This is a genomic window from Micromonospora sp. DT46, from assembly GCF_049841735.1.
Taxonomy (GTDB): Bacteria; Actinomycetota; Actinomycetes; order Mycobacteriales; family Micromonosporaceae; genus Micromonospora; species Micromonospora reichwaldensis.
This window is the reverse complement of record NZ_JBNCKW010000008.1, coordinates 455,250-479,389: the sequence shown is the minus strand read 5'-3', so window position 1 is coordinate 479,389 and position 24,140 is coordinate 455,250. Positions and strand designations below refer to the sequence as shown.

Genomic DNA, 24,140 nt, shown 5'->3' with positions numbered 1-24,140 from the left:
CCGTCAGTCGGTGAAGATCGACTTCTTCTGGTTCTCGATGCTCGACGTCAGCCCGTCGATGTCCTTCGGGTCCTTGATGAACTGCTGGAGCGCCGGGATGATCACCGTGGAGGCGAAGTCCGGGCGGGTGTCGCGGTCCAGGAACTGGGCGATCTCGGTGGCCGAGCCGACCAGCTCGGCGGCCTTCTTCTGCAGGGCGCTGTAGCCGCTGGTGTCGGCCTCGCTGTTGGCGACCAGCGTGCTCGGGTCGCTCTTGACGGTGATGTCCGCAGCCGCCTTCGAGCCGACGTACTCCAGCAGCTTCCTGGCGTTGGCTTCCTGCTTCGGCTTGCGGGCCATCATGTAGCCGTCGATGGGCGCGTCCAGGGCCTTGGCGCCGATTGCCGGGTCGATCTCGGGGAAGGTGAAGAAGTCGAGGTCGGCCAGGTCGGCGCCGTCGAACTGCTGGCCGACGAAGAGGCCGAGCAGGTACATGCCGCTCTTCTTCTGCTGCAACGACTGGGCGGCCTCCTGCCAGGTCCGGCCGAGGCTGTCGGGCTGGTGCAGGGGCAGCAGGCCGCGCCAGGTGTCGAAGACCTTCTTCACCTTGTCGGAGGTCCAGGACTCCTTGCCGGCCATCAGGTCGATGTGGAACTGGTAGCCGTTGATCCGCAGGTTGAGGATGTCGAAGGTGCCCATCGCCGGCCAGCCGTCCTTGTCGGCGAAGGCGATCGGGGTGAGCCCGTCCTTCTTCATCTCCCCGGCGAGCGCGGTCAGGTCGTCGAGGGTCTTCGGCACCTGGTAGCCGTTCTGCTGCCAGACCGACTTGCGGTAGAAGACGGCCCACGGGTAGTACGACGACGGCACGAAGTACTGCTTGCCGTCGTCGCCGGTCGACGCCTTGCGGAACGCGTCGGACATCCCGGAGAGCTTGCCCCAGACGTCGCTGAGGTCACCGGCGAGGCCCCGGGCGGCGAAGAAGCGCATCCGGTAGCCGGCGAACCACATGAACACGTCGTCCGGCTTGCCCTGGAGATAGTTGTTGATGTTCTCCTGGAACGTGTTGTGGTCGACGGTGTTGACGGCGACCTCGAGGCCGGACGAGGTCCGGAAGCCGTCCATGACCTTCGCGATCACCTCCTTGGGCTTCGGGTCGGACTGGTTGGAACCCAGCGACACCGTCTTGGCGTCGGAGCCGCCGGAGTCGGAACCGCAGCCGGCGAGCAGGCCCGTGCCGAGCAGCGCGGTGGTGCCGGCCGCGCCGGCCAGCAGCGAACGACGGTTGAGGCCGGCCACTGAGGGGGGTACGAGCCGGGCGAGGTACTCGGCTCGGGTGCGGGGACGGGACATGGTGCCTCCTGCGGATGAAGAGGTGCCCGAGGGCCGTCGGTGGCGGTGTCCCGGCAATCGTGAACACACACCCGGATCCATCGCGAATCGACATTGGCGAACACGAATTGCCAGTGGCGCCTCAAGCTACTCGTCCTCCGGACGGTGTCAAGGGGGCGGCAATCTCCCGACAACCCCGTCACGACAAGGCCGTTAAGCGGTAAACGTTGTAAAGATGGTCGATGTTGGAACGTGTTGACTTGGCCGCCTCGGCCGGGCACGCTCTGCATTCATGCGGCGATGGCAGGGTGACGACATCTGGTTCGGTGCCGACTACAACCCCGAGCAGTGGCCCGAGTCCACCTGGGCCGAGGACGTCGCGCTGATGCGCCGGGCCGGGGTCAACCTGGTGTCGGTGGGGATCTTCTCCTGGGCGCTGCTGGAGCCCGCCCCCGGCGCGTACGAGTTCGGCTGGCTGGACCGGGCGATCGACGTGCTGCACGGCGGCGGGATCTCGGTCGACCTGGCCACCGCCACCGCCAGCCCGCCCCCGTGGCTGGCCCACCGGCACCCGGAGACGCTGCCCCGGCGCGCCGACGGCGCGATCCTCTGGCCGGGCGGCCGGCAGGCGTACTGCCCCAGCTCGCCCGTGTTCCGCGAGCGGTCGCTGGCTCTGGTCGAGGCCCTCGCCACCCGGTACGCCGACCACCCCGCCGTGGTCATGTGGCACGTCTCCAACGAGCTGGGCTGCCACAACGTGCACTGCTACTGCGACGTCAGCGCCGAGGCGTTCCGCCGCTGGCTGCGCGAGCGCTACGGCGACCTGGACGGGCTCAACCACGCCTGGGGCACCGCCTTCTGGAGCCAGCGCTACGGCGACTGGGCCGAGATCAACCCGCCGCGCACGGCGCCGACCTTCGCCAATCCCACCCAGCAACTCGACTTCCTGCGCTTCTCCTCCGACGAGCAGCGCGCCCAACTGCGCGCCGAGCGCGAGGTGCTCACGCGCCTGGTCCGCCAGCCGGTCACCACGAACTTCATGATCGGCACCGGCATCAAGTACCTCGACTACCACTCCTGGGCGTCCGACGTGGACGTCGTCGCCAACGACCACTACCTCACCGCCGCCGAACCGCGCGCCCACGTCGGGCTCGCCCTCGCGGCCGACCACACCCGGGGCGTCGCCGGCGGCGACCCGTGGCTGCTGATGGAGCACTCCACCAGCGCCGTCAACTGGCAGCCGCGCAACGTCGCCAAGGCCCCCGGCCAGTTGCGCCGCAACAGCCTGGCGCACGTGGCGCGCGGTGCGGACGGGGTCCTCTTCTTCCAGTGGCGGGCCTCCCGCGCCGGGGCGGAGAAGTTCCACTCCGCGCTGCTGCCGCACGCCGGCCCGGAGACCAAGGTGTTCCGCGAGGTGTGCCGGCTCGGCGCGGACCTGCGGGCCCTCGCCGAGGTACGCGGCAGCCGGGTCGACGCCGAGGTGGCGATCCTGTTCGACTACGAGGCGTGGTGGGGTGCCGAGCTCGACTCGCACCCCACCGTCGACGTCACGTACGCCGACCGCCTCGGCGCGCTGCACGACGCGCTGTGGCGGGCCGGGATCACCGCCGACGTCGTGCACCCGGCCACCGACCTGTCCCGCTACCGGCTGGTGCTGGCGCCCACCCTCTACCTGGTGCGCGACGCGCACGCCGCGGCGCTGTGCGCGTACGTCGAGGCCGGCGGGACCGCCCTGGTCACGTACTTCAGCGGCATCGTCGACGAGCACGACCACATCCGCCTCGGCGGCTACCCGGGGGCGTTCCGGGAACTGCTGGGCGTCCGCGTCGAGGAGTTCTTCCCGCTGCGGGCGGGGGAGCGGGTCACCCTCGACGACGGCTCGGTCGCCGACGTGTGGACGGAGTGGCTGCATCCCGAGGGCGCGCAGGTGCTCGCCGCGTACGCCGACGGGCCCCTGCCGGGCGTGCCGGCGCTGACCCGGCACCCGGTCGGCGCGGGCGCGGCCTGGTACGTCGGCACCCGGCTGGACGCGGCGGCGACGGACCGGCTGGTGGCCCGGCTGGTGGCCGAGTCGGGGGTACGCCCGGCGGCGTGGGTGCCCGCCGAGGTGGAGGTGGTCCGGCGGCGCGCCGGCGACCGCACCTGGCTCTTCGTCATCAACCACACCGACGCCGACGCCCGGCTCGACGTCACCGGCGTGGAACTGCTGACCGGCACGACCTGCGCCGGTGACCTGGTCGTGCCGGCCGGCGAGGTGGCCGTCATCCGCGAGGCGCCGACCGCCGCCGCGGCGGCCCGCTCGTCTGCGGCGTGACGGCGCGAAGGAGGTCCTCCGGATGCTGGCCCGACAGCGACAGGCCGTGATCCTCGAGATGATCCGGCAGCGCGGCGGCGTGCGGGTCAGCCAGTTGGTGAGCCGGTTCGGCGTCTCGGACATGACGATCCGGCGCGACCTGGAGGTGCTGGCCGAGCGAGGGCTGGTCGACAAGGTCCACGGCGGCGCGACCCTGGTCGGCCCCGGACCCGGCGACGAGCCCGGCTTCGCCGCGAAGTCGCTGCGGCAGCGGGCCGAGAAGCGGGCCATCGCCGAACGGGCCGCCGCCCTGGTCGAGCCCGGCATGGCCGTCGCGCTCTCCGCCGGCACCACGACCGCCGCGCTGGCCACCCTGCTGGCCGACGTACGCGGCCTGACCGTGGTGACCAACTCCATCCCCGTCTCCGAGGCCCTGCACCAGCACCCGGGCGCCGACCAGACGGTCGTGCTGACCGGCGGGATCCGTACCCCGTCGGACGCCCTGACCGGGCCGGTGGCCGAGGCGGCGATCAGCGCCCTCAACGTCGACGTGCTCTTCCTCGGCGTGCACGGGATGAGCCCGCGCACCGGATTCACCACGCCGAACCTGCTGGAGGCGGGCACCGACCGCTGCCTGGTCGGCGCGGCCCGGCGCCTGGTGGTGCTGGCCGACCACACCAAGTGGGAGACGATCGGAATGGCCACCATCGCCCCGCTCTCCGAGGCCGACGTGCTCGTCACCGACGCCGGGCTGCCCGAGGAGGCGCGCGACCAGCTAGCGGGCCAGGTGGGCGAGCTGATCGTCGTCGGAATCGACTGACCGGCCCGAGTTCGTGGTCACGGCACGGCCTTGCGGTTCGCGCGCTCGATACCGCGCCGGACGAGACCGCGCACACCCGGGAGGGTCATCGCCCGGATGGTCACGTCGCCCATCCACACGTGGAACCGGCTCGGCGGCGCGTACTGGAGCATTCCTCGACGGGCGAGCGCCTGCCGTTTCATGGCTTCCGGGCGCAGTCCCGCCTCCCACTCGGTCAGTGCCGCCGGCACGTCGTCGTGCCGTTGCAGGGCGGCGCCGAGCTGGTCCGCGCCGGCGAGCGCGAGGGTCGCCCCGTGCCCGGCGAAGAGCGTGACGCACCAGGCCGCGTCCCCGAGCAGCACGATCCGGCCGGTGCTCCAGCGTGGCATCACCACCTGGCTGATCGCGTCGAAGTAGGCGCCGGCCGGGTCCTTCCCGAGGTGGCGGATCGCGTCGGGGACACCCCCGCCGAGATCCCCGAACGCCGCGTCGAGCGCCTCCACCGCTCCGCGCCGCAGGTCGGCGGCCGGGTCCGCGCTGCGGTACGTGAAGAACGCCGACGATCGCCGCGGGCCCAGGTTGACGATCGCCGCCGTGCGTCCCGGGCCGATGAACGTGGTGGCTGAGGAATCCGGCACGCCCGCCACCGGGTGGGCCAGGGGAAAGGCGCCCACGACGTACGGCAGATCGACCTGGAAGCCGGAGCCGAACGCGGCCGTCCGCGTGGCGGAGTGCACCCCGTCGGCGCCGATGAGCAGGTCGGCGTGTTCCGTGGTGCCGTCGCTCAGCACCACCCGCACCCGCTCGGTGTCCTGGTCCAGAGACGTGACGGTGGTGCCGAAGCGGATGTCGGCACGGTCGCGCACCGCCTCGTACAGCGTCGACTCCAGGTCGCCGCGGAACACCGACACGGCCCGGTTGCCGAGGGCGGCCTCGGCGAGGCTGGACGGCACCGTGAACTTGGGCCGTCCGTCGGCGCGGACGAGCACGGTGGTGAACAGACCCAGGTCATACGCGGACAGCGCGGTGAGCAGGCCGAGGCGCTCGGCGGCGTCGTAGCCCGGGCCTATCAGATTGACCATGTAGCCGCTGCTGCGTCGGGCGGGGGCGCGTTCCACCACGACCGTGTGCCATCCGTCGCGTCCGAGTCGCAGCGCGGTGGCCAGCCCGGCTATGCCCGCTCCCACGATCACTGCACGTTTCATCCAGCACTCCCGAGTCAGAATGAGCGTTCGCTCAAACTAGTATGAGCGACTGTTCATACCGGGCGCAACGAGGGACGGCGGCACCGCCTAGACTTCGGACATGCCGCGTGGAGTAGCCATCCCGGAGATTCGGCAGCAGCTCTTCGCCGCCGTCGAGCGGCTGATCGTGCGAGACGGACCGAGCCGGCTCACCGGCAGGGCCGTGACGCGCGAGGCCGGCGTGGCCACCGGGCTGCTCTACGCGCACTTCGCGAACTTCGACGACTTCCTGGCCGGGTACTGGATCGACCGGTCCTTCGTGGTCTCCGGCGAGGTGGCCGGCCTCCCGGAGCGCGCCGGGTCCGGCACGGTCGCCGGCAACCTCAACCAGGCCATCCTGGCTACGCCGATGGAGACGCTGCTGGCACTGGCCCGGCTGATGGCCTTCCGGCCCGACCTGGTGACACAGGTCGAGACGGTGCTGGGCGGTGGGACCGCCGGCCTGCAGGCGGTCGAGCGTGCCGTCGCCGGCTACCTGGCCGCCGAGCGGCAACTCGGACGGGTGGCCGTCGGCGCCGACGTGGAGGCGCTGGCCCTGGCGGTGGTCGGCGTACTGCACCACGTCGCCCTCACGGGCGGCACCGATCCAGCGGCCCCGCTTCGAATCCAGCGGGCAGTGGCCGCACTCACCGGAGACCTTCCCGCGATCGCCGCCCCGAAGGCGTGATCCGCACTGACCGTCCCGCTCCTGCGGATGCGCGGGCTACCAGACGGCTCGGCGCTGTCGAGCTGAGCCGTCTACGACATCAGCGCGACGCGCTCCGCTTCCCGGGGAGCCGAATCAACGGGCCGCGCCCGCGAGCAACCAGCGTCGTACGGGGATCTCCAGCAACACCCGGAAGCTCTCCGGGGCGACCGGCTCGCGGATGTCCCACCCTCCGTACTTGGTCGCGAAAGCCTTGACGATCGGGTCCGGGAAGTCGGTTCGGCGCACCCGGGCGAGACCCTCGGCCACGACGGGGGCTTCCCCGCCCTCCAGGGCCAGCGACACCCGTGGATCGGCCGCCACGTTGCGGGCCTTGACGCTCTCGCCCCCGCAACCGATCCACCACGTGTCATCGACGTAGACGAACCAGACCGGCGTCACGTGCGGCGAACCGTCGCGGCGCAGGGTGCACAGCCAGACTCTCAACTCCCGGACCAGGCGAGCCGCGACCTCCGGTGGGACCGCTGCCTGCGGCTCAGGCAGACCCGTACGCCCGATGCTCGCCCCCACGCCCGAAACCTCCACGCCCAACCCCCTGCCCAGATCTGCCGCATGCCCGAAAGGTGCCTGACCCCGACGGCGTCTCGTGGCACGGCTGTGGTGCCGCACCGCCGCCCACGGTCCGTCCAATGGTGATCAGGACGCCATGGACGTTATCCCGCCGTTTTAGGGTCCATGGCGTCCTGATCACCGGGAGGCTCGCGGGGATGCCGGTCCACCTGCGGTCTGCGCCGTCGTGGTGCACTCTCACAGGCACTTCACAGCGCTTCCGCGTAGTGTCCCGACGAGTCAGCGACCGGCTCCAGGGTGGAGTGCGGTGTCTTTGCACGGGAGTTCCGATGGTCTTCAAGAAGATGTTGAGCGCGTTCGGGGTGGGCGGGCCGAGCGTCGACACCGTCCTGACCAACCCGAACACCCGCCCCGGTCTGACCCTCGAGGGGCAGGTCAACCTGCAGGGCGGGGACGCCCCGGCCAACGTCGAGCAGGTCGTCGTCAGCCTGGTCACCCGGGTCGAGATCGAGGGCGGTGACACCGAGTACGCCGGCGTGATGGAGTTCCACCGGCTGCCGGTCAGCGGCGCGTTCCAGCTCGCCCCGAAGCAGCAGCTCTCCCTGCCGTTCCAGCTCCCGGTCCCGTGGGAGACGCCGATCACCGACGTCTACGGCCAGCGGCTGCGCGGCATGACGATGGGGCTGCGCACCGAGCTGGCCATCGCCCGGGCGGTGGACAAGGGCGACCTGGACCAGGTCAACGTGCACCCGCTGCCGGTGCACGAGCGGATCCTGGAGGCGTTCCAGCGGCTCGGCTTCCGGTTCAAGCACGCCGACCTGGAGCGCGGTCACATCCGTGGCACGCAGCAGACGCTGCCGTTCTACCAGGAGATCGAGTTCTTCGCCTCGCCCCAGTACGCGAGCACCATCAACGAGGTCGAGCTGACCTTCGTGACCAGCCCGCACGGCGTCGAGGTCATCCTGGAGTGCGACAAGCGCGGCGGGTTCCTGACCCCCGGGCACGACGCCTTCGGCCACTACCGGCTCTCGCACGCCGACGCCGACAAGACGGACTGGGTCCAGGTCGTCGACGGCTGGCTCCGGGAGACCACCTCCCGCTACGGCAGCCTGCGCGGCGCCCACGGCTTCGGCGGCCACGGTCACAAGCACGGGCACGGTCACGGCCGAGGCGTCGGCATGGGTGGCGTCGTCGCCGGTGCCGCGATGGGAGCCGTCGGGGGAATGATCGTCGGAGACATGATCGGCGACGCCTTCGAGGGCGACGGCGAGGACTTCGGCGGCTTCGAGGAGTAGGACCACTCACGACGGTGGCCCCCGGGACCGTAGTCCCGAGGGCCACCGTTGCCGTGGTGCGTCGCCCGGTCAGTGCCGGGCCTTGCGCTCCTCGCCACTGCGCCAGTTGCTGCCGGCCTTGGCCAGACCGCGGCTACCCAGGTAACCGATGGTCAGCAGCGTGATCATGAACCAGGCGTTGTCGGCCCGGAAGATGTCCACGCCGGTCGAGTTCTGGCCGACCAGCTGCGAGGCGGCCAGCACGCCGATCACGGCCGCGATGTAGACCCAGAACTCGGTCGTACGCAGCGACGGCTTGGTCTCCGTGCCGGGTGCCTGCATGGCCTCCCGGTGCCCGTCATGCATCATCGGCATCGGGCGGGTGGGCGTCTCCTGCATGGCCCGGTCCTGCATGGCCCGGTCCTGCATCGCCCGGTTGGGCGCGTCCTGCGTCGGCCGGTTCATCGGCCTGGTGGAAGCAGCCTGCGTGCTCATCTTGTCCTCCTCAGGATGCGATGAGTCGTACCTGCGTTCCCTCGCCCCGCTACCGCGTGTCGGCCACGGCACGGTTCGCGTGCATGGCGGGGGCACCCGCCGTCTACCCGACCCGACGGGGGCAGTAACACCCCGGGCACCCCGGATACCTGCCCCGCTCCCTGCACCCCACCCCCACCAAACCCACCCCCGCCCCGCCCCGAAGCCGGCGTCGTCGATCATGCAGTTGTGGTGGGGTGCAAAACGCCTGAATCGGTATCTGACGGGCACCACGACTGCATGATCGACGACGCCGGCTTCGGGGCGGGGCGGCGGGGCGACAGGTGGGGCGGGTTTGTCGGTGGGGGTGGCGGGCACGCAGGTCGGACCGACCACTCCTGTGAGGTGATGGACATGCGTGAGGACGACGTGCGACAGGACGCCGCCCGGCGGGCCGAGGAGCGGATCGCCGGTGGCGTGTACGGCGAGGGCGTTCTCGACGAGGTGACCGTGCCCCCTACCGACGTGCAGCGGGTCATCCAGGACGAGGACCCGGACGACCCGGCGCACGTTCCGGTCGACCCGGAGGTGCTGCGCGACGGCGGACCGACCCGGGGGCAGGGCGCCGTGACCACGACCGGCGGCACCGCCGGCCCGGCCAGCGTGCGCCGGGTGGCACGCCAGCCGGAGCGGCACCCGGGCAAGGTGGCCCCGACCACCACGGGCGACGCCACCACCGGCGGCCTGAGCACCCCGGCGGGCGGCTCCACCAGCGACCAGTCCGGCACCGCCAGCCAGGTCGGCGACTTCACCCCGGAGTGACCCGCCGACCAGGTCGTGACCCGCCAACCAGGTCGCAGGGAGCCGGCGGGCGCAACGGGGCCGGCGGGTCAGGCGGGGCCGGCGGGTCAGGTGGGGCGGAGGATGCCCAGGCGTTGGGTGGCGCGGGTGAGGGCGACGTAGAGGTCGCTGCGACCCCGGGGCGACTCCGCCACGATGCGGTCGGGGTCGACCAGGAGGACCGAGTCGAATTCGAGGCCCTTGGCCTGGCCGACGGTGAGCACCACCACGCGGCTCTCCAGCTCCGGGTCCTCGCCGATGGCCGCCTCGGGCAGGGCGGCGGTGAGCGCGGCGCCCAGCTCGTCGACCCGACCGGCCGGCACGATCACCCCGAGCCGGCCGTCGTCCAGGCCGGCGGCCTCCCCGGTGGTGGCGGCGACCAGCTCCGCCGCCAGGCGTTCCGGTGCCACCGCGCGGTCCCACGGCGGGACACCGCTGGAGCGTACGGAGCGGGGTGGGCGCAGTGCAGGGTCGATCTCGGTGAGCACGTCGGCGGCGACCGCCATGATCTCGGCCGGGGTGCGGTAGCTGACCGTCAGCTCTTCCAGCCGCCAGCGCTGGGCCACGTACGGCTCCAGCGCGTCGGCCCAGGACGGGGTGCCGGACAGCGCGCCGGTCTGCGCCACGTCGCCGACGATGGTCATCGAGCGGCTCGGGCAGCGGCGCATCAGCAGCCGCCAGGCCATGGGCGAGAGCTCCTGTGCCTCGTCGACGATCACGTGCCCGAACGCCCAGCCCCGGTCGGCCGCGGCCCGCTGGGCGGTGGTCAGCCGGTCCGCCTCCTCCTGCCGCTCCAGCAGCCGGTCGGCGTCGATCAGGTCGGTGACGCCGAGGATCTCACCGCCGTCGGCCTCGTCCTCCACGTCGATGGAGCGGGAGCCCCGGGCGATCTCCAGCACGCCCTCGGCGTACTCCCGTTGCAGGGCCCGGATCCGCTCCCGGCGGGCGGCGGCGGCCCGCTCGTCCTCGCCGAGCAGCTCGGCCGCCTCGTCGAGCAGCGGGACGTCGGCCGGCGTCCAGCCGCCCGGCTCGCGGTGCAGCATGGCCCGCTCGGCCTCGGTGAGCATGGGCGCGGCGACGGCGATCCGGTCGGGGGAGGCGTACAGGTCGGCGAGCAGGCGCTGCGGGGTGAGCACCGGCCAGAGCTGGTCCAGCACGGCCCGCACCTCGGGCTCCTCGCGCAGCTCGCGGCGGATCTCCGCCACGTCGGCCTCGTCGAGCAGGTTCTCCCCGCCCAGCGGGTCCGCGCCGATGCGCTCGGCGACCTGGGCCGCCAGGGCGTGGACGATCTCGACGTCGAAGAGCGCCCGGGCCAGGTTGTGGGGCCGCTCGGAGCGGCGGACCTGCTCCCGGGCGGCGCGGACGGTCTCCGGGTCGAGCAGCAGCACCTCCTGCTGCGGCAGCTCGATCTCCAGCGGCTCGTCGGGCACCCACTGCCGGTCCCGTACGGCGGCGGCCAGCACCTCGACCAGCACCGCGCGGCCCTTGAGCGCGGCGGTCTCGGCTGGCTCGGCCCGGCGGGCGCTGACCCCCGGGAAGAGGTCGCCCTGCGTCCGCAGGAGCACGCCCGTCTCGGCCAGCGCCGGGAGCACCTGGGAGATGTAGCGCAGGAACGTGGCGTTCGGGCCGACCATGAGCACGCCCCGGGTGGAGAGCTGCTCGCGGTGGGTGTAGAGCAGGTACGCCGCGCGGTGCAGCGCGACGGCGGTCTTGCCGGTGCCGGGGCCACCCTGCACGACCAGTACGCCCGGCAGGTCGGCGCGGATGATCCGGTCCTGCTCGCCCTGGATGGTCTCGACGATGTCGCGCATCCGGCCGGTGCGCCCGGCGTTGAGCGCGGCGAGCAGCGACGCCTCGCCGGTCAGCTCCTCGTGCGCGGTGGGGGAGGCGGTCTCCAGGTCCAGCACCTCGTCGTTGAGGGCGATCACCTTGCGTTCCCGGGTGCGCAGGTGCCGGCGGCGGCGCACTCCCTGGGAGTTGGCCGCGGTGGCGAGATAGAAGGCGCGGGCCGCCGGGGCACGCCAGTCCATCAGCAGCGGGTCGTAGTCGCCGCCGGTGTCGAAGATGCCGATCCGGCCGATGTAGTGCGGGCCGCCGTCGTCGGTGTCGAGCCGGCCGAAGCAGAGGCCGCTCTCGACGGCGGAGAGCTGCTCGACCTGGTCGGCGTACATCCGCACCGCGCTGTCGCGCTGGGAGCGGGCCTGGAGGGTGCCGCCGGTCGCCCGCAGCTCCTCGGTCAGCCGTCGGGACGCCTGCTCGCGCAGCTCGTCCAGCCGGCGGTAGAGCATCGAGACGTATTCCTGTTCGCGGCCGATTTCGTCATCGGACTGCAATTCGGCGGAATCGGCGGAATGCCTTGACAAGCCGTCTCCCATTTGGTTAGCATCTCTCTCGGAACGGCTTTCGATAGCCGTTCTTTTTTGTTGCCTGAACTGAGAAAGATACCGTGCGCCGGCCGTCGCGACCAAGCGCGCCGGGCCACGCCACAGGCCGCCCCGGAGAGACAGCGGGGGCCCGCCGCGTGGCGGGCCCCCGGACTGCCGGTCCTCAGCCCCTGGCGACCTCGTAGAGCCGCTCCGGCGTCACCGCTCCGGCGATGAGCCGGCCGTCGTCGGTGAGCAGCGCGCTGAACAGCTTCCCGGTCAGCAGCCGGCCGCTGCCCCAGTCGCCGCTGACCTTCGGCAGCTTGCCGAGCAGCGCCGCCGGGTCGCCGGTCGACCCGTCCCCGGCGGGGGCGGTCCCGGCCCGGTCGGCGGGCGTGCCGGCACCGTCGAGCCGCGCGACCACCACCGTGGCCCAGCTCTCGCCGACGGTACGCACGTCCGGCCGCTCGCCGTGCGCCGGTCGCTTCCCGGGCGCGTCGGCGGGCTTGTTCCCGGCGGTCTCCTCGGTCACCTTCACCCCGGGCGGCGGGTTGAAGGTGAACTGCTCGGCGTCCGGCCGGGCGTACGACACCTGGGTGAAGGCCATCTCGAAGGCCGGCTTGTCGCTGCCGTCGGCGAAGACCTCGAAGCGCAGCGGCACGTGCTGGCGCGCGTCGATGGCGATGCGCACCTGGTACACCAGCGAGGCGGCGTCGCGCGGGGCGAGCACCAGCTCGTACGCGTCCCGGCCGGCGACCGTGGCGGACCGGCCGACGCTCACCTCGGTGCTCGGGCTGATCGCCGCCAGGGCCCGGTCGGCCGCCTCCCCGGGGGTGACCGGCAACTCCGGGCTCCCGGTCCCGCCGGCGCCCTCGGGGAGCGTGCGGTGGGTGGCGGTGTTGGACCGGCTGTTCCAGGCCCACACGTCGCGGCCGTTGCGGATGACGTCCCGCTCACCGAGCGTGTCCACGAGGGCGATGCGCTGCCGGTCGGGCCCGGAGTGCCAGACCCGCAGCGTGTGCGTGCCGGTCAGCAGGCCGGCCGGGCCGTCGCCGGCGACCAGGCCGGCCAGCGGCGGCAGGCCCAGGTCGGCGCGCTGCACGACCGTGCCGGAGAGCCCCTCCAGCCGGGAGGTCTGCAGGTCGACCAGGAGTTGGGCGGCGGTACGCGGCGGCAGGCTCGGCTCGGCCTGGGCGGCGAACGTGCCGAGCGCGGCGCCGCCGCCGATGACGGTCACGACGGCGGTCACCGGGACCAGCCAGCGTAGGACGGGACGGCTCTTCAGGACGGACATGTGACACCTCCTGCCGGACATCCTGCCTCCCCGACGCTGTGAGGGCGCTGAGGACGACCGTACGACCGCCCGCACGGGTGGCACCCTTGACCCCGTGCGGTTGCTGGTGGTGGAGGACGAGTCGCGGCTGGCGTCCGCCCTGCAACGGGGTCTGCAGGCCGAGGGGTTCGCGGTGGACGTGGCGGCGACCGGCCCGGCGGGGCTCGACGCGGCCCGGCACGGTGGGTACGACGCGATGATCCTCGACGTGATGCTGCCCGGCCTCTCCGGCTACGAGCTGGTGCGCCGGTTGCGCGCCGAGGAGCACTGGCTCCCGGTGCTCATGCTCTCGGCGAAGGACGGCGAGTACGACCAGGCCGACGGGCTGGACTGCGGGGCCGACGACTACCTCACCAAGCCCTTCTCGTACGTCGTGCTGCTGGCCCGGCTGCGGGCCCTGTTGCGTCGCGGCGCCCCCGAACGCCCCACGGTCCTCGCGGTCGGCGACCTCCGGCTCGATCCGGCCCGGCGGCGGGTGACCCGGGCCGACGCCGAGGTCGCGCTGACCAGCCGCGAGTTCGCGCTGCTCGACTACCTGATGCGCCGCCCCGGCGAGGTGGTCTCCAAGACGGAGCTGCTCGACCACGTCTGGGACGCCAGCGTCGAGACGGCGCCCAACGCCGTCGAGGTCTACGTCGGGTACCTGCGGCGCAAGATCGGCCGGGAGCGTCTGGAGACGGTCCGGGGCGCCGGCTACCGGCTCGCCCCGTGACGCGGGGGGCGCGCGGGCGCCTGCGTGCCGCGCTCGGGCTGCGCGGGCGGCTGATGGTGGTCGGGGTGCTCGGGGTGTCGGGGGGACTGGCCGTCGGAGGGCTCGTCCTGCTCGCCGTGCTGGGCTGGGCCCTGCAACGCGCCGTGGACACCGAGGCGTTCCAGACCGCCGACGCGGTCGCGCTGCTCGCCGCCGAGGAGGTCCTGCCCGATCCGCTGCCGGTGGCCGGCGGACAGGTCCGGGTGCAGGTGATCGACGCCGAGGGCAGGGTGCGGGCCGCCTCGATCGACGCCGACCGGTTGGTGCCGATGGTGTCGCCGGAACGGATCGACACCGGCGCGCGGCAGCGGCTGACGGTGTCGGGGGAGCGGGTCGGCCTGGCCGGGCCGGTGCGGGTGGTGACCGTACCGGCGGGCACCGCCGCCGACCCGCGCACCGTCCTGGTGGCCCGGTCGCTGGCGGACGTACGGCACAGCGCGCACGTCGTACGGACCATCCTGCTGGTGAGTTTTCCGCTGCTGGTGGCGGTGCTGGCCGCCGTGGCCTGGCGGGTGGTCGGCGCGACCCTGCGCCCGGTGGAGGCGCTGCGCCGGGGCGCCGAGGAGATCACCGGGCGGGACGGGGGCGGGCGGCTGCCCGTACCGGCGTCGCAGGACGAGATCCACCGGCTGGCGGTGACGCTCAACGGGATGCTGGGCCGGCTGGAGTCCGCCCGGGACCGGCAGCGGGCGTTCGTCGCCGACGCCGCCCACGAGCTGCGCAGCCCGCTGACGAACATCCGTACCGAGCTGGAGGTCGCCCGGCGGCTCGCCGACCGGACGGACTGGACGGCGGTGTCGGCGAACCTGCTCGCCGACACCGAGCGGCTCGGTCGGCTCGTCGACGACCTGCTCCTGCTGGCCCGGCTCGACGAGCGGCCGACGGCACGGGCCACCGGGCCGGTCGAGTTGGGGGCCCTGCTGGCGGCGGTGGCCGCCCGTTATCCGTCGCCGCCGGTGCGCCTCGACGCGCCGGCGATGCCGCTGTGGACCGAGGGCGACCCCGACGAGCTGCGCCGGATCCTCACCAACCTGGTCGACAACGCGGTCCGGCACGCCCACGGCGAGGTGGTGCTGACCGCCGGCCCGGGCGCCGACGAGGCGGGCGACGCCGGCGGGACGGCCGGTCGGGGAGCGGTGGACGGCGGGCTGCCCAGCCGGGGAGCGCCGGACGGCTGGACGGCCGGCCGGGGAGCGGCGGACGGCGGGACGGCCGGCAGGGGAACGGGCGGCAGCGGCGCCGGCGACGGGGCGTACCACCTGGTGACGGTGACCGACGACGGGCCGGGGATCCCGGCCGCGGACCGGGAGCGGGTCTTCGGGCGGTTCACCCGGCTCGACGACGCCCGCGCCCGGGACGACGGCGGCGCCGGCCTCGGGCTGGCCATCGTGCGCGAGCTGGTCCGCCGGGCCGGCGGCGGCATCGTCCTGACCGACGCCCACCCCGGCCGGGACGGCGGTCCGGGGCTGCGGGTACGGCTGCTGCTGCCGGCCCTGCCCGACCCGGAGCGGCCCTGACGGACCGGGCCACGCCGGGCGGTGGTCCGGCCGGACCGCCCGGCGCGCCCACGATCGGCGCCGCGCCACCCGGGACCCGCGGCGGCCCGTCAGCCGCGACGGGCCGTCAGCCGGAGCGGGCCGTCAGTCGCGACGGTCCGTCAGTCGCCGACGGCCCATCAGCCGCGACGGGCCTTCAGCCGCGGCGGGTGCAGACCTGCTGGGCGCGGGCGATCGTGTCGGTCGACCACACGACCGCGACCGTGAAGCAGTAGTCGGTGCTGCGGTTCAGTCCGTAGACGACGAAGGCGGTGGTGCCGGCGGGCAGGTTGGCGAAGGCCGTCTGCGCCTGGCCGACCCGGCCGCCCGAGATGACCACCGGGCCCTCGCCGCCGGCCGGGTACGTCCAGCGCAGCGCCACGTTGTCGCGGTTGTCCCGCAGCGTCACCGAGCCCGGCGGGCTGCCGGGGGAGGCCACGGCCCCGGCCGTGGGGCCGGCGGCCGACGGGGCGCCCGTGCCGGCCGGGTCCCCGGTCCGCGTGGAGGCCGGTGCGCCGGTGGCTGCCGGGGGCGCCGGGTCGGGGGCACCGTCCATCCCGGCCACCCCGGTGATCACCGCGACCATGCCCAGCAGCACCACCGCGACGCCACCGACGGCGAGCGGCAGCAGCCGGTTGGTGCGCCGGGACGGCGCGCGGTGCACCGGCACCGGCAGCAGCCGCGACGGCTGGTAGGGCTCCTCGGGCGCGCCGGGCTGGCGGACCCGGTGCACCCCCTCGGCCTCCTCGGTGGCGCCGTTGGCCAGGGGGACGACCGCCGGCGGCACGGCGCTGTCGGCCGGCCCGTCCCCGGCGTCGGCCTCGGGGGGCCACCAGCCGGGCGGCGGGTCCTCCGTCGGCTGCCGGGGCGTCGGCACCACGTGCGGCGGCCCGGCGTACGGGTCCGGCTCCGCCGGGCGGTAGCCCGCCTGCGAGGGGTGCTGTGCCGTCGCCGGCCCGTCGCCCGGAGGCGGGGTGCGCGCGGAGGGCACGATCGGACCGTCCCGGCCGACGGGTGCGGTGTCGGCGCAGACGTGGTCCGGGTTGGCGGCCGCCCTGGCCAGCCCCGCCACCTGCGTGGCCAGCGGGTCGTCCGCCGGCAGGTGCTGTCGGCACAGCTCCCGGGCCAGCGCCAGGTTGTCGTGCGCCTCGGCGAACTGCCCGCAGTCGCGCCGCATCGCCCCGAGCCGGGCCAGCATCTTGATGCCGCTGGGGTGCCCGTCGCCGTAGACCTCGCGGTGCAGCTCCCAGGCGTCCAGCAGCCGGTCGCGGGCCACCTGGCACTGGCCGCGCGCGTACTCCACGGTGGCGAGGTCGGCGTGGGCGGCGAGCACCCGCAGCGACTCGGGACCGTCGAGCGCGGTCAGCTCGATGATCACTTCCTGGTAGAGCCGGGCGGCGCGGGACCAGCTGCCGACCCGGTGCAGCACCGCCGCGAGGGTGGCCGCGGCGGCAACCGTGCGCTGGTCGGAGCGCCCGTGCAGCCGGGTCGCGGCCGCGTACGCGAAGGCGGCCCAGCCCCGGGCCGAGTGCGGCTCGCCGAGGGCGACCAGCACGCGGGCCTGGAGGCTGGCGGCCTCGGCCAGCTCGGGTGTGGCGTTGGCCGGACGCGGGTCGGCGTCGGTCAGCGCGTCCGCGAGCAGCCGTTGGGCACCGGCGAGGTCGCCGGAGGACACCAGGTGGTGCGCCTGGTCAGTCAGTTCACCGAAGCCGTAAGGCACGCCCCATCGTGCTCATCCGACGACGGTAAGTACAAGACCCGAGCGGGAGTGTATTGGTCAAGAACCGGTCAGGTGTGCGGCGAGCGTCTCGCTGATCCGACGCAACTGGTCCACCTGGGCCGGGCTCAACGCGTCGAAGAGGTGCCGGCGTACCCCCTCGACGTGGCCGGGTGCGGCGGCGGCGAGGGTGGCGAATCCCTCGTCGGTGAGGACGGCGATCTGCCCGCGCCGGTCGGTGGGGCACTCCTCGCGGCGGACCCAGCCGGCCGCCTCCAGCCGGGCCACGGCGTGCGAGAGCCGGCTGCGCGAGGAGCCGCTGGCCTCGGCGAGGTCGCTCATCCGCAGCCGCCGCTGCGGCGCCTCGGAGAGCCGGACCAGGATCTCGTAGTAGGCGTGCGGCATCCCGGCGTCGCGTTGCAGCTCCCGGTCCAGCGCCTCCATCAGCGCCCGGGAGGCGGTCAGGTACGCGCGCCAGGTGCGCTGCTCGTCGGGGTCCAGCCAGCGGGTCATGACGCCCATCATACGCCAGATAGTTGAACGTTCAACCAAACCGCGCTAGCGTCGGTGGCATGGGAATCCACCGCCTCAACCACGCCGTGCTCTACGTCAGTGACCTCGCCCGCAGCGTCGCCTTCTACCGCGACGTGCTGGGCTTCCGGCCGATCCCGATGACGCCGGACGGCTTCCGGGGCGCCGCCTTCCTCCAGGCGCCCGGCTCCACCAACGACCACGACCTCGGCCTGTTCGAGGTCGGCGCGGGCACCGGCCCCTCCACCGCCGGCCGCGGCACCGTCGGGCTCTACCACCTGGCCTGGGAGGTCGACACCCTCGACGAGCTGGAGGTGACCGCCCAGCGGCTGGCCGCCGCCGGCGCCCTGGGCGGCGCGTCCGACCACGGCACCACCAAGAGCCTCTACGGCCAGGACCCGGACGGGCTGGAGTTCGAGATCGTCTGGCTGGTGCCCGCCGACCGGCTCGACGACGCCGCCCTGGCCGCCCGCAAGCGGATCGGCCGGCTCGACCTGGACGCCGAGCGGCGGCGCTACGGCGGCCAGACCCGTGGCGGCGTCGGCGTCTCCGTCCCGGCCTGACCCGACCGGGATCCGACGGCGTCCCGTCCTGACCGGCTCGGGACGGGACGCCGCCCCGACCGCGCGCCGCGCCGACCGCGCGCCGCGCTGTCCGGCCCGGATGGGGGGAGCTGTGCCCGGCCCGGGGCGGGCGTGCGGTAGAACGGCAGCATGCCGACCGACGCCGTCCTGCGCGAGCTGCTCGTCCGACACCTGGAGACCTGGCTGCCGGGGGCGCTGCACCGCGCCCGGCGGGCCACCCTGGCCCTGGCGTACGCCGGCGGCGACGCCGGCTCCGCGGAGGCCGCGCTGCGGGTGGTCGCCCGGCACGCCGACCGGCTGCGGGGGCGCCAGCTCACCGTGCTGGTGCTCGCCGACGGCACCGAGGAGCTGCCGGCCCGGCTCGGCGCCGTGGAGGCGGAACTGCCGGCGGGCGTCGCCGTGCACCTCGTGCCCGGCGGACCGGCCCGGCTGCCGGTGGCGGTCAAGGCGGCCGGCGCGGCCGGCGCGCCCCTGCTGTCCGTCGTGGACGACGACGACGCCGATCCCGCCGTGCTGACCGCCGCGGCGATCGGCAAGCCGGCGGACGTGCTGCTCGCCACCGCCGTCGGCACCCCCGCGCGCGCCGCCCTCGCCGACGCCGGGTTCCCGCTGACGACCGAGCTGGAACTGGTGCCCGCCGACGGGGCTCCGGCGCGGCTGCTCGCCTTCGCGACGGGGTCGGACAAGAGCCTGGAGGCGTTCAAGGAGGCGCTCTGGGCGGTCGACGGCGCCGCCGGCGTGCGCTACCGCGACCCGGCGGGGCGGCTGCTCGACGTCGTCGCGGCCCCGGAGCCCGGCCCGCTGCGCCGCGAGCTGCTGGCGGAGCTGGCGCGCTCCGGCCCGCGTACGGTCACCGAGCTGCGCCGGCACGCCCTCACGGCGACCGTCTACCGGTCGTCCGACGCCGTCCGGGCGCTGACCGGCCTGCTCGACGCGGGGGAGGCGACCCGCGACCCGGAGCACGGCCGGCTCGGCGGGGACGTGGTCGTCTCGGCGCGCGAGGACGGACCGGCGTCCTGACGCGAACGTCGAGCGGGGTGCCGGTGGATCACCGGCACCCCGCTCGACCTCGGGACCTCACGCCCGGGACTTGTCCTGCTTCCAGGACAGCGGACCCGGCAGGTCGACCCGGTGCGCCTTGGCCCGCGAGTTCCAGGACCAGCGACCGATCTTGATGCTCCAGGAGGAGAAGCCGTTCTCGGTGAAGTTCAGGATGATCGGACCGTACTTCTTGCGCTTGCGGAACATCAGACCCATCGTCGGACTCCCTTCGATTCCCTTCCCTGCCCTGTCGAACCCGAACATGCCCGGATCGCCGAATCGTGAAACCCCTGTCCGTCCGCTCTGGACGGCGTCGAGGGGCGGTGACGAATCCTGTGCGCCCGAGGGGGTCGAACCCCACCCGCCGGCAATAGGGGTCCGGGGCGGTGTCGGCCGACGTCGATCCCGCCTCCGATAGGGGCATTGACCGGGGCCCCGGCCCCCGGCAGCATGGGGCGATGACGCAGCGGGACGATCTTCTCCACGCGGCTCGCCTGCCCGTCGACGGAGGGCTGCCCCGCACCTCCGGCGCCCACCCGACTCCGCAGCCGGCGTGACCACCGTGGAGTGGTCCAGGCAGGGCGATGCCGACCTGCTGCCGGTGGACCGGGACCTGTTCCGGGCGCTGCTGCGCCGGCAGGCCGCCACCGTCACCGTCGTCACCGCGGTCGCCCCGGCCCACCCGGACGCCTCCGGCGGGCCCGTACGGGCCGGCTTCACGGCCACGTCGTTCACGTCGGTCTCGCTGGACCCGCCGCTGGTCTCGTTCTGCCTCGGGACCGCCTCGTCGAGCTGGCCCGTCTTCGCCCGGGCCGAGCACGTCGCCGTGCACCTGCTCGGCGCCCACCAGCGGGAGGCCGCCCGGGTCTTCGCCACCGGCGGGATCGACCGGTTCGCCGCCTATCCGCACTGGACGACGGGGCCGTTCGACGTGCCGCTGCTGACCGGAGCGCTGGCCCGGCTGCTGTGCCGGGTCGTGCACCGGGTGCCGGTCGGCGACCACACCCTCTTCGTGGTCGAGCCGCTCGCGCTCGGCGGCGGCGAGGACGGGGACCCGCTGGTCCACCACCGGGGCGGCTACACCACGACGGGCCCGCTGGCGCGACCCTGACCGGGCCGGGCCCGCCCCACGGCGCGGCCGGGGGCGGCGTTCAGGCGGGGGCGCGGTCGACGACGAGCACGCGGGTCACGCTGCCGTCGTCCTCGGCGATGTCACGTTCGTGGACGAAGCCGATCCTGCCCAGCAGCGACAGCGAGGCGTGGTTGGCGTCGGCGACCGTCGCGTACACGCGGGGCAGGCCGAGGGTGTCGAAGCCGTGGCGGACCAGGGCCCGGGCCAGCTCCGTGCCGAGACCGGCGCCCCAGGCCGGCTTCGCCAACGCGTAGATGATCTCGTGACCGTCGACCTGGTCCGTCCGCTTGATCTCGGCGTGCCCGACGTAGCGACCGTCCCGGCGCACCGCCCAGACGTCGAAGAGGTCCTCCGCGTAGACCTTCGTGAAGATCCGCCCGAAGAGGGCGCCGGCCGCCTCGGCGCTCAGTGGGCCGTCGCCCATGAACCGGCCCACCTCCGGGTCGGCGAGCAGGGACACGGCGTCCTCGGCGTCGTCCGGCCGGTAGGGCTCCAGCAGCAGGCGGTCGGTGTGCAGGACGGGGGTGGGCATCAGCGCGGCTCCCAGGCGTCGGGCAAAGCCGTCAACCTACGGACGTGGGCGGGCAGCCGGCCACTGATTATCTCCGCGAGGCTCACCTCGTCGACCACCCGTCGCACGGCGGCCCGCACCGCGACCCAGAGCCCGGGCAGGTTCTCCGCCGCGCCCTCGTAGCTGGTCTCCTCCGGGCGCAGCCCGCGCACCCCGGCCAGCGGACCCTCCACGGCGCGCAGCACCGCGCCGACGGTCACCTCGCGCGGCGGCCGGGCCAACGTGTAGCCGCCCTCGGCGCCGCGCTGCGCCCGGACGATGCCGGCCCGCCGCAGGTCGGCCAGGACGGCCTCCAGGAACTTGCGCGGCATGTCCTGCTCCGTGGCGATGGCCTGGGTGGACAGCAGCCGAGGGTACGCGGTGGCGAGGCTCAGGGCCGCCCGTACCGCGTAGTCGCCGCGCGCGGAGATCTGCACCCCGACATCATGCCCCGCGCGGTCGGCCGGTCGCGTCGGCGGGCGGGCGGGGCCGGACGACCGGCCCGGGTACCGGCTGCTCGCGGGCCGCGCGGAACGCGCCCGGGCTCACCCCGACCTCCCGGGTGAAGAACCGGCCGAAGTTCGTCGGCTCGGAGAAGCCCAGCCGCCGACCGATGCGGGCGATCGGCTCGTCGGTGGCGGCCAGCAGCCGGCTCGCCTGGAGGGCCACCCGCTCGTCGACCACCTGCTTGGCGCTGCGCCCGGTCACCGCCAGGCAGGCCCGGGTGAGCGTACGCACCGAGCAGCCCAGCCGGGCGGCGTAGTCCTCGACCCGGCGGGTGTGCTGGTAGCCGCGTTCGACCTCGCGGCACAGCCGATGGAAGGTGGCGGCCTCCGCCCGGGTCGCCGGGTGGGCGCGTTCGGGCAGCATCGACAGCCGGAGCAGCAGCACGGCGAGCTGGTGGCGGAGCAGTCCGCGCGCGACGGCGAGTCCCCGGTGCCGCTGGCAGTCCACCGCCAGCTGGCTCACCTCGTTGATCACCGCGTCCTCGTCCTCGCCGGCGAGCTGGAGCCAGGCCGGGACGGCGTCCGGATCGACGTCGAGCCCGCGCAGCGCCGCCGGATCCCAGCGCACCACCGTCGCGTCGAGCTGCGGGCCGGCGCAGCGCAGCACCTGGCCGGCGCGCACCCGCAGCAGCGTCCCGGGGCGGCAGGGCAGGGCGCGGAAGTCCAACTCGGCCGTGCCGTGTCCGCCCGTGGTCAGCACGAGCAGGTCCTTCTCCAGCAGCACCGGACGACGCCAGCGCGGCTCGGGGGCGAGGTCACCGAGGGCGACCGTGTCGATCTCGGCGGGGGCGGTCGCCGGGTTGCCGGGCGGAGCGGGGGAGAGCTGACCGGAAGAGACCATCGCCTGCGACGGTAGCCCGGAGCGACGGCCAATGCATCCCGGGAGCGCCTCCCAGGTAACGCGCGCGGCCGGTCGCACTGCGGGCCCGGCCCGCGGGCGCCCGCCGGCCGGCCGGTGGGCCGGGGCGGGCGGGCGTGCGGCGGGCCGGCCCCGGGCCGACCGACGGGGGTTGTCGAGGTCGTCGAAGGCGGGCTACGTTACCGAACGGTAGCGCCGTCCGGTGGAGGCATGGCCGGAGCCGGTCCGCACCGGACCGGACCGGGCCGCCCCCGCCCCGGCGGCCCCGGCCGACTCGCGATGGGATGGGCATGACGGATCTGTTCTCGGTCGAAGGCAAGACGGTCCTGGTCACCGGCGGCTCGCGGGGGATCGGCCTGATGATCGCCCAGGGCTTCGTCCGGGCCGGCGCACACGTGATCATCTCGTCCCGCAAGGCGGACGTCTGCGAGGCCGTGGCCAAGGAGCTCTCCGCCGAGGGGCGCTGCGAGGCCATCCCCGCCGACCTCGGCGACGACGCCGGCGCCGAGGGCCTGGCCGCCACCGTCCGGGAGCGGTTCGACCGGCTCGACGTGCTGGTCAACAATGCGGGCGCGACGTGGGGCGCGCCGCTGGAGTCGTACCCGGAGAGCGCGTTCGACAAGCTCTGGGCCGTCAACGTCAAGGCCGTCTTCCGGCTCACCACCGCGCTGCTGCCCGCGCTGCGCGCGTCGGCCAGCGCCGACGACCCGGCCCGCGTGATCAACATCGGGTCCATCGACGGCATCCGGGTGCCGATGATGGAGGTGTACGCGTACTCGGCGACCAAGGCCGCCGTGCACATGCTCACCCGCAGCCTGGCCCACCAGCTCGCCGGCGAGCAGATCACCGTCAACGCGATCGCGCCGGGGCCGTTCGAGAGCAAGATGATGGCGTTCGCGCTGGACGACCCCGCGTCCCGGGCCGCCATCGAGGGGCAGGTGCCGCTGGGCCGCATCGGCCGGCCGGAGGACATGGCCGGCACCGCGATCTACCTGTCGTCCCGCGCCGGCGCGTACCTCACGGGTGCGGTGATCCCGGTCGACGGCGGCATCACCACCCACGGCTGAGCTCGGCGAAGGGCGGGAGGCGGTGCGCGTACCCCATGGTGGGCCGGAGCCGCGCGGACTCGGCAGATCCGCGCGGCCCCGGACGGCCGGTGTGGCCGGTGGTTCAGCGGCCGGCGAGCAGCCGGGTCACCGCGGTGTCGACGTCCAGGTGCTCGGCCTCGCGGCCGCGCGGGACGACGACGTAGGTCCGCCGCAGGAAGCGCACCAGGACGCTGCGCGGCACCTCGAACAGGGCGTTGCCGTCGGGCGACGACAGCGCCAGCGCGACGAAGTCCCCACGCGGGGTGGCCCAGGGCCAGACCCGCACGTCGCCGATGCCGGCCGGCTCGTCGAGGCCCGTGACCAGCAGCTCCCGGGCGAACGACCAGCTGACCGCCTCTCCGCCGGCGGATTCGGCGTGGAACAGGACATGGACCGCATACGGATCAGCAGGGTCGTAACGCAGACTGGCACGCACCGGCAAGGCGGTGGCGTCAGGTGCGACGAGCCTTAGCGACGTCTCGACCTCTACGGTCGTCGGTCGGATGACACTCATGGACGATCTCCCCCCGGCACCGCTGCGGAACGCGCGTGTCCCGCTTTTCCCATACTCAGGTGCTACTCCTGGCTACGCTCCGCCATACGCTGACTTCACCCAGTGGTGGGAAGGGGGTCGGAAAGGCCGCGTGAATGTGAATATTCATGTAGGATTTCCGGTTCTGCCCAGTGCGTGATCCCGCCCGG

Annotated in this window: 24 protein-coding genes; 11 read left to right on the top strand and 13 right to left on the bottom strand. The window is 74.0% G+C overall.

Features of this window, described 5'->3' with window-relative positions; translation table 11 throughout:
* Positions 1-3 precede the first annotated feature (3 nt).
* Positions 4-1,329 (bottom strand): ABC transporter substrate-binding protein, encoded by a 1,326-nt coding sequence (locus ACLQ20_RS24370; RefSeq protein WP_151455869.1) that lies wholly within the window; start codon positions 1,327-1,329, stop codon positions 4-6.
* A gap of 271 nt (positions 1,330-1,600) precedes the next feature.
* On the opposite strand from ACLQ20_RS24370, the gene ACLQ20_RS24365 reads away from it, so the two are divergent.
* Together ACLQ20_RS24365 and ACLQ20_RS24360 are read left to right on the top strand one after the other, a co-directional pair.
* Positions 1,601-3,622: a beta-galactosidase gene (locus ACLQ20_RS24365; protein ID WP_425857762.1), complete on the top strand. Its 2,022-nt coding sequence runs from the start codon at positions 1,601-1,603 to the stop codon at positions 3,620-3,622.
* A gap of 22 nt (positions 3,623-3,644) precedes the next feature.
* On the top strand, positions 3,645-4,421 hold the full coding sequence (locus ACLQ20_RS24360) for a DeoR/GlpR family DNA-binding transcription regulator (RefSeq protein WP_327030954.1): 777 nt from the start codon (positions 3,645-3,647) through the stop codon (positions 4,419-4,421).
* Positions 4,422-4,438: 17 nt separating this feature from the next.
* Here the strand turns inward: ACLQ20_RS24360 and ACLQ20_RS24355 are convergent, their stop codons facing one another.
* On the bottom strand, positions 4,439-5,605 hold the full coding sequence (locus ACLQ20_RS24355) for an FAD-dependent oxidoreductase (RefSeq protein WP_425857761.1): 1,167 nt from the start codon (positions 5,603-5,605) through the stop codon (positions 4,439-4,441).
* A 100-nt stretch (positions 5,606-5,705) separates the two neighbouring features.
* Between ACLQ20_RS24355 and ACLQ20_RS24350 the strand changes: the two genes are divergently transcribed.
* Positions 5,706-6,311 carry a TetR/AcrR family transcriptional regulator gene (locus tag ACLQ20_RS24350; protein WP_425857760.1) on the top strand — a complete coding sequence of 202 codons (606 nt, stop codon included), beginning with the start codon at positions 5,706-5,708 and terminating at the stop codon, positions 6,309-6,311.
* Positions 6,312-6,425: 114 nt separating this feature from the next.
* On the opposite strand, the gene ACLQ20_RS24345 is transcribed toward ACLQ20_RS24350, so the two are convergent.
* Complete coding sequence (locus ACLQ20_RS24345) at positions 6,426-6,860, bottom strand: pyridoxamine 5'-phosphate oxidase family protein (RefSeq protein WP_425857759.1); 435 nt, start codon at positions 6,858-6,860, stop codon at positions 6,426-6,428.
* A gap of 329 nt (positions 6,861-7,189) precedes the next feature.
* Between ACLQ20_RS24345 and ACLQ20_RS24340 the strand changes: the two genes are divergently transcribed.
* Positions 7,190-8,155 (top strand): sporulation protein, encoded by a 966-nt coding sequence (locus ACLQ20_RS24340; RefSeq protein WP_151455874.1) that lies wholly within the window; start codon positions 7,190-7,192, stop codon positions 8,153-8,155.
* 69 nt (positions 8,156-8,224) lie between these two features.
* Here the strand turns inward: ACLQ20_RS24340 and ACLQ20_RS24335 are convergent, their stop codons facing one another.
* Complete coding sequence (locus tag ACLQ20_RS24335) at positions 8,225-8,629, bottom strand: hypothetical protein (protein WP_151455875.1); 405 nt, start codon at positions 8,627-8,629, stop codon at positions 8,225-8,227.
* A 393-nt stretch (positions 8,630-9,022) separates the two neighbouring features.
* Here ACLQ20_RS24335 and ACLQ20_RS24330 point away from each other — a divergent pair, with 393 nt between their 5' ends.
* Positions 9,023-9,430: a hypothetical protein gene (locus tag ACLQ20_RS24330; protein WP_151457334.1), complete on the top strand. Its 408-nt coding sequence runs from the start codon at positions 9,023-9,025 to the stop codon at positions 9,428-9,430.
* 86 nt (positions 9,431-9,516) lie between these two features.
* Here the strand turns inward: ACLQ20_RS24330 and ACLQ20_RS24325 are convergent, their stop codons facing one another.
* Positions 9,517-11,736 (bottom strand): HelD family protein, encoded by a 2,220-nt coding sequence (locus ACLQ20_RS24325; RefSeq protein WP_425857782.1) that lies wholly within the window; start codon positions 11,734-11,736, stop codon positions 9,517-9,519.
* 259 nt (positions 11,737-11,995) lie between these two features.
* Positions 11,996-13,105, bottom strand: a complete 1,110-nt coding sequence (locus ACLQ20_RS24320) for a LolA family protein (RefSeq protein ID WP_358122525.1) — start codon at positions 13,103-13,105, stop codon at positions 11,996-11,998.
* 94 nt (positions 13,106-13,199) lie between these two features.
* Between ACLQ20_RS24320 and ACLQ20_RS24315 the strand changes: the two genes are divergently transcribed.
* Positions 13,200-13,856 (top strand): response regulator transcription factor, encoded by a 657-nt coding sequence (locus ACLQ20_RS24315; RefSeq protein ID WP_132240027.1) that lies wholly within the window; start codon positions 13,200-13,202, stop codon positions 13,854-13,856.
* A 53-nt stretch (positions 13,857-13,909) separates the two neighbouring features.
* The gene (locus ACLQ20_RS24310; RefSeq protein ID WP_425857781.1) at positions 13,910-15,412 is read left to right on the top strand and encodes a sensor histidine kinase; all 1,503 of its coding nucleotides are present in this window, start codon (positions 13,910-13,912) and stop codon (positions 15,410-15,412) included.
* A gap of 175 nt (positions 15,413-15,587) precedes the next feature.
* On the opposite strand, the gene ACLQ20_RS24305 is transcribed toward ACLQ20_RS24310, so the two are convergent.
* Together ACLQ20_RS24305 and ACLQ20_RS24300 are read right to left on the bottom strand one after the other, a co-directional pair.
* Positions 15,588-17,150 carry a tetratricopeptide repeat protein gene (locus ACLQ20_RS24305; protein ID WP_425857758.1) on the bottom strand — a complete coding sequence of 521 codons (1,563 nt, stop codon included), beginning with the start codon at positions 17,148-17,150 and terminating at the stop codon, positions 15,588-15,590.
* 57 nt (positions 17,151-17,207) lie between these two features.
* A complete protein-coding gene (locus tag ACLQ20_RS24300; protein WP_132240103.1) occupies positions 17,208-17,669 on the bottom strand; it encodes a MarR family winged helix-turn-helix transcriptional regulator in 462 nt (153 codons plus the stop codon).
* Positions 17,670-17,719: 50 nt separating this feature from the next.
* On the opposite strand from ACLQ20_RS24300, the gene ACLQ20_RS24295 reads away from it, so the two are divergent.
* Together ACLQ20_RS24295 and ACLQ20_RS24290 are read left to right on the top strand one after the other, a co-directional pair.
* Positions 17,720-18,241, top strand: a complete 522-nt coding sequence (locus ACLQ20_RS24295; protein ID WP_311411444.1) for a VOC family protein — start codon at positions 17,720-17,722, stop codon at positions 18,239-18,241.
* A gap of 150 nt (positions 18,242-18,391) precedes the next feature.
* Positions 18,392-19,282 carry a hypothetical protein gene (locus ACLQ20_RS24290; RefSeq protein WP_425857757.1) on the top strand — a complete coding sequence of 297 codons (891 nt, stop codon included), beginning with the start codon at positions 18,392-18,394 and terminating at the stop codon, positions 19,280-19,282.
* 57 nt (positions 19,283-19,339) lie between these two features.
* On the opposite strand, the gene ACLQ20_RS24285 is transcribed toward ACLQ20_RS24290, so the two are convergent.
* Positions 19,340-19,519 carry a DUF4236 domain-containing protein gene (locus ACLQ20_RS24285; protein ID WP_007075522.1) on the bottom strand — a complete coding sequence of 60 codons (180 nt, stop codon included), beginning with the start codon at positions 19,517-19,519 and terminating at the stop codon, positions 19,340-19,342.
* A 337-nt stretch (positions 19,520-19,856) separates the two neighbouring features.
* Here ACLQ20_RS24285 and ACLQ20_RS24280 point away from each other — a divergent pair, with 337 nt between their 5' ends.
* The gene (locus ACLQ20_RS24280; RefSeq protein WP_425857756.1) at positions 19,857-20,414 is read left to right on the top strand and encodes a flavin reductase family protein; all 558 of its coding nucleotides are present in this window, start codon (positions 19,857-19,859) and stop codon (positions 20,412-20,414) included.
* A 40-nt stretch (positions 20,415-20,454) separates the two neighbouring features.
* On the opposite strand, the gene ACLQ20_RS24275 is transcribed toward ACLQ20_RS24280, so the two are convergent.
* From ACLQ20_RS24275 to ACLQ20_RS24265, 3 genes are read right to left on the bottom strand one after another with little or no spacing between them, the layout of a single operon-like run.
* Complete coding sequence (locus tag ACLQ20_RS24275) at positions 20,455-20,967, bottom strand: GNAT family N-acetyltransferase (protein WP_151457288.1); 513 nt, start codon at positions 20,965-20,967, stop codon at positions 20,455-20,457.
* A complete protein-coding gene (locus ACLQ20_RS24270; RefSeq protein ID WP_121398934.1) occupies positions 20,967-21,422 on the bottom strand; it encodes an RrF2 family transcriptional regulator in 456 nt (151 codons plus the stop codon). Before ACLQ20_RS24270 ends, ACLQ20_RS24275 begins: the two co-directional genes overlap by 1 nt.
* Before the next feature lie 7 nt (positions 21,423-21,429).
* Positions 21,430-22,332, bottom strand: coding sequence for a helix-turn-helix transcriptional regulator (locus tag ACLQ20_RS24265; protein ID WP_327030964.1), 903 nt, complete (start codon positions 22,330-22,332; stop codon positions 21,430-21,432).
* Positions 22,333-22,640: 308 nt separating this feature from the next.
* On the opposite strand from ACLQ20_RS24265, the gene ACLQ20_RS24260 reads away from it, so the two are divergent.
* On the top strand, positions 22,641-23,417 hold the full coding sequence (locus ACLQ20_RS24260) for a glucose 1-dehydrogenase (RefSeq protein ID WP_151457604.1): 777 nt from the start codon (positions 22,641-22,643) through the stop codon (positions 23,415-23,417).
* A gap of 103 nt (positions 23,418-23,520) precedes the next feature.
* Here ACLQ20_RS24260 and ACLQ20_RS24255 read toward each other — a convergent pair whose 3' ends face one another.
* Complete coding sequence (locus ACLQ20_RS24255; protein WP_053653619.1) at positions 23,521-23,952, bottom strand: SsgA family sporulation/cell division regulator; 432 nt, start codon at positions 23,950-23,952, stop codon at positions 23,521-23,523.
* Positions 23,953-24,140: the final 188 nt, after the last annotated feature.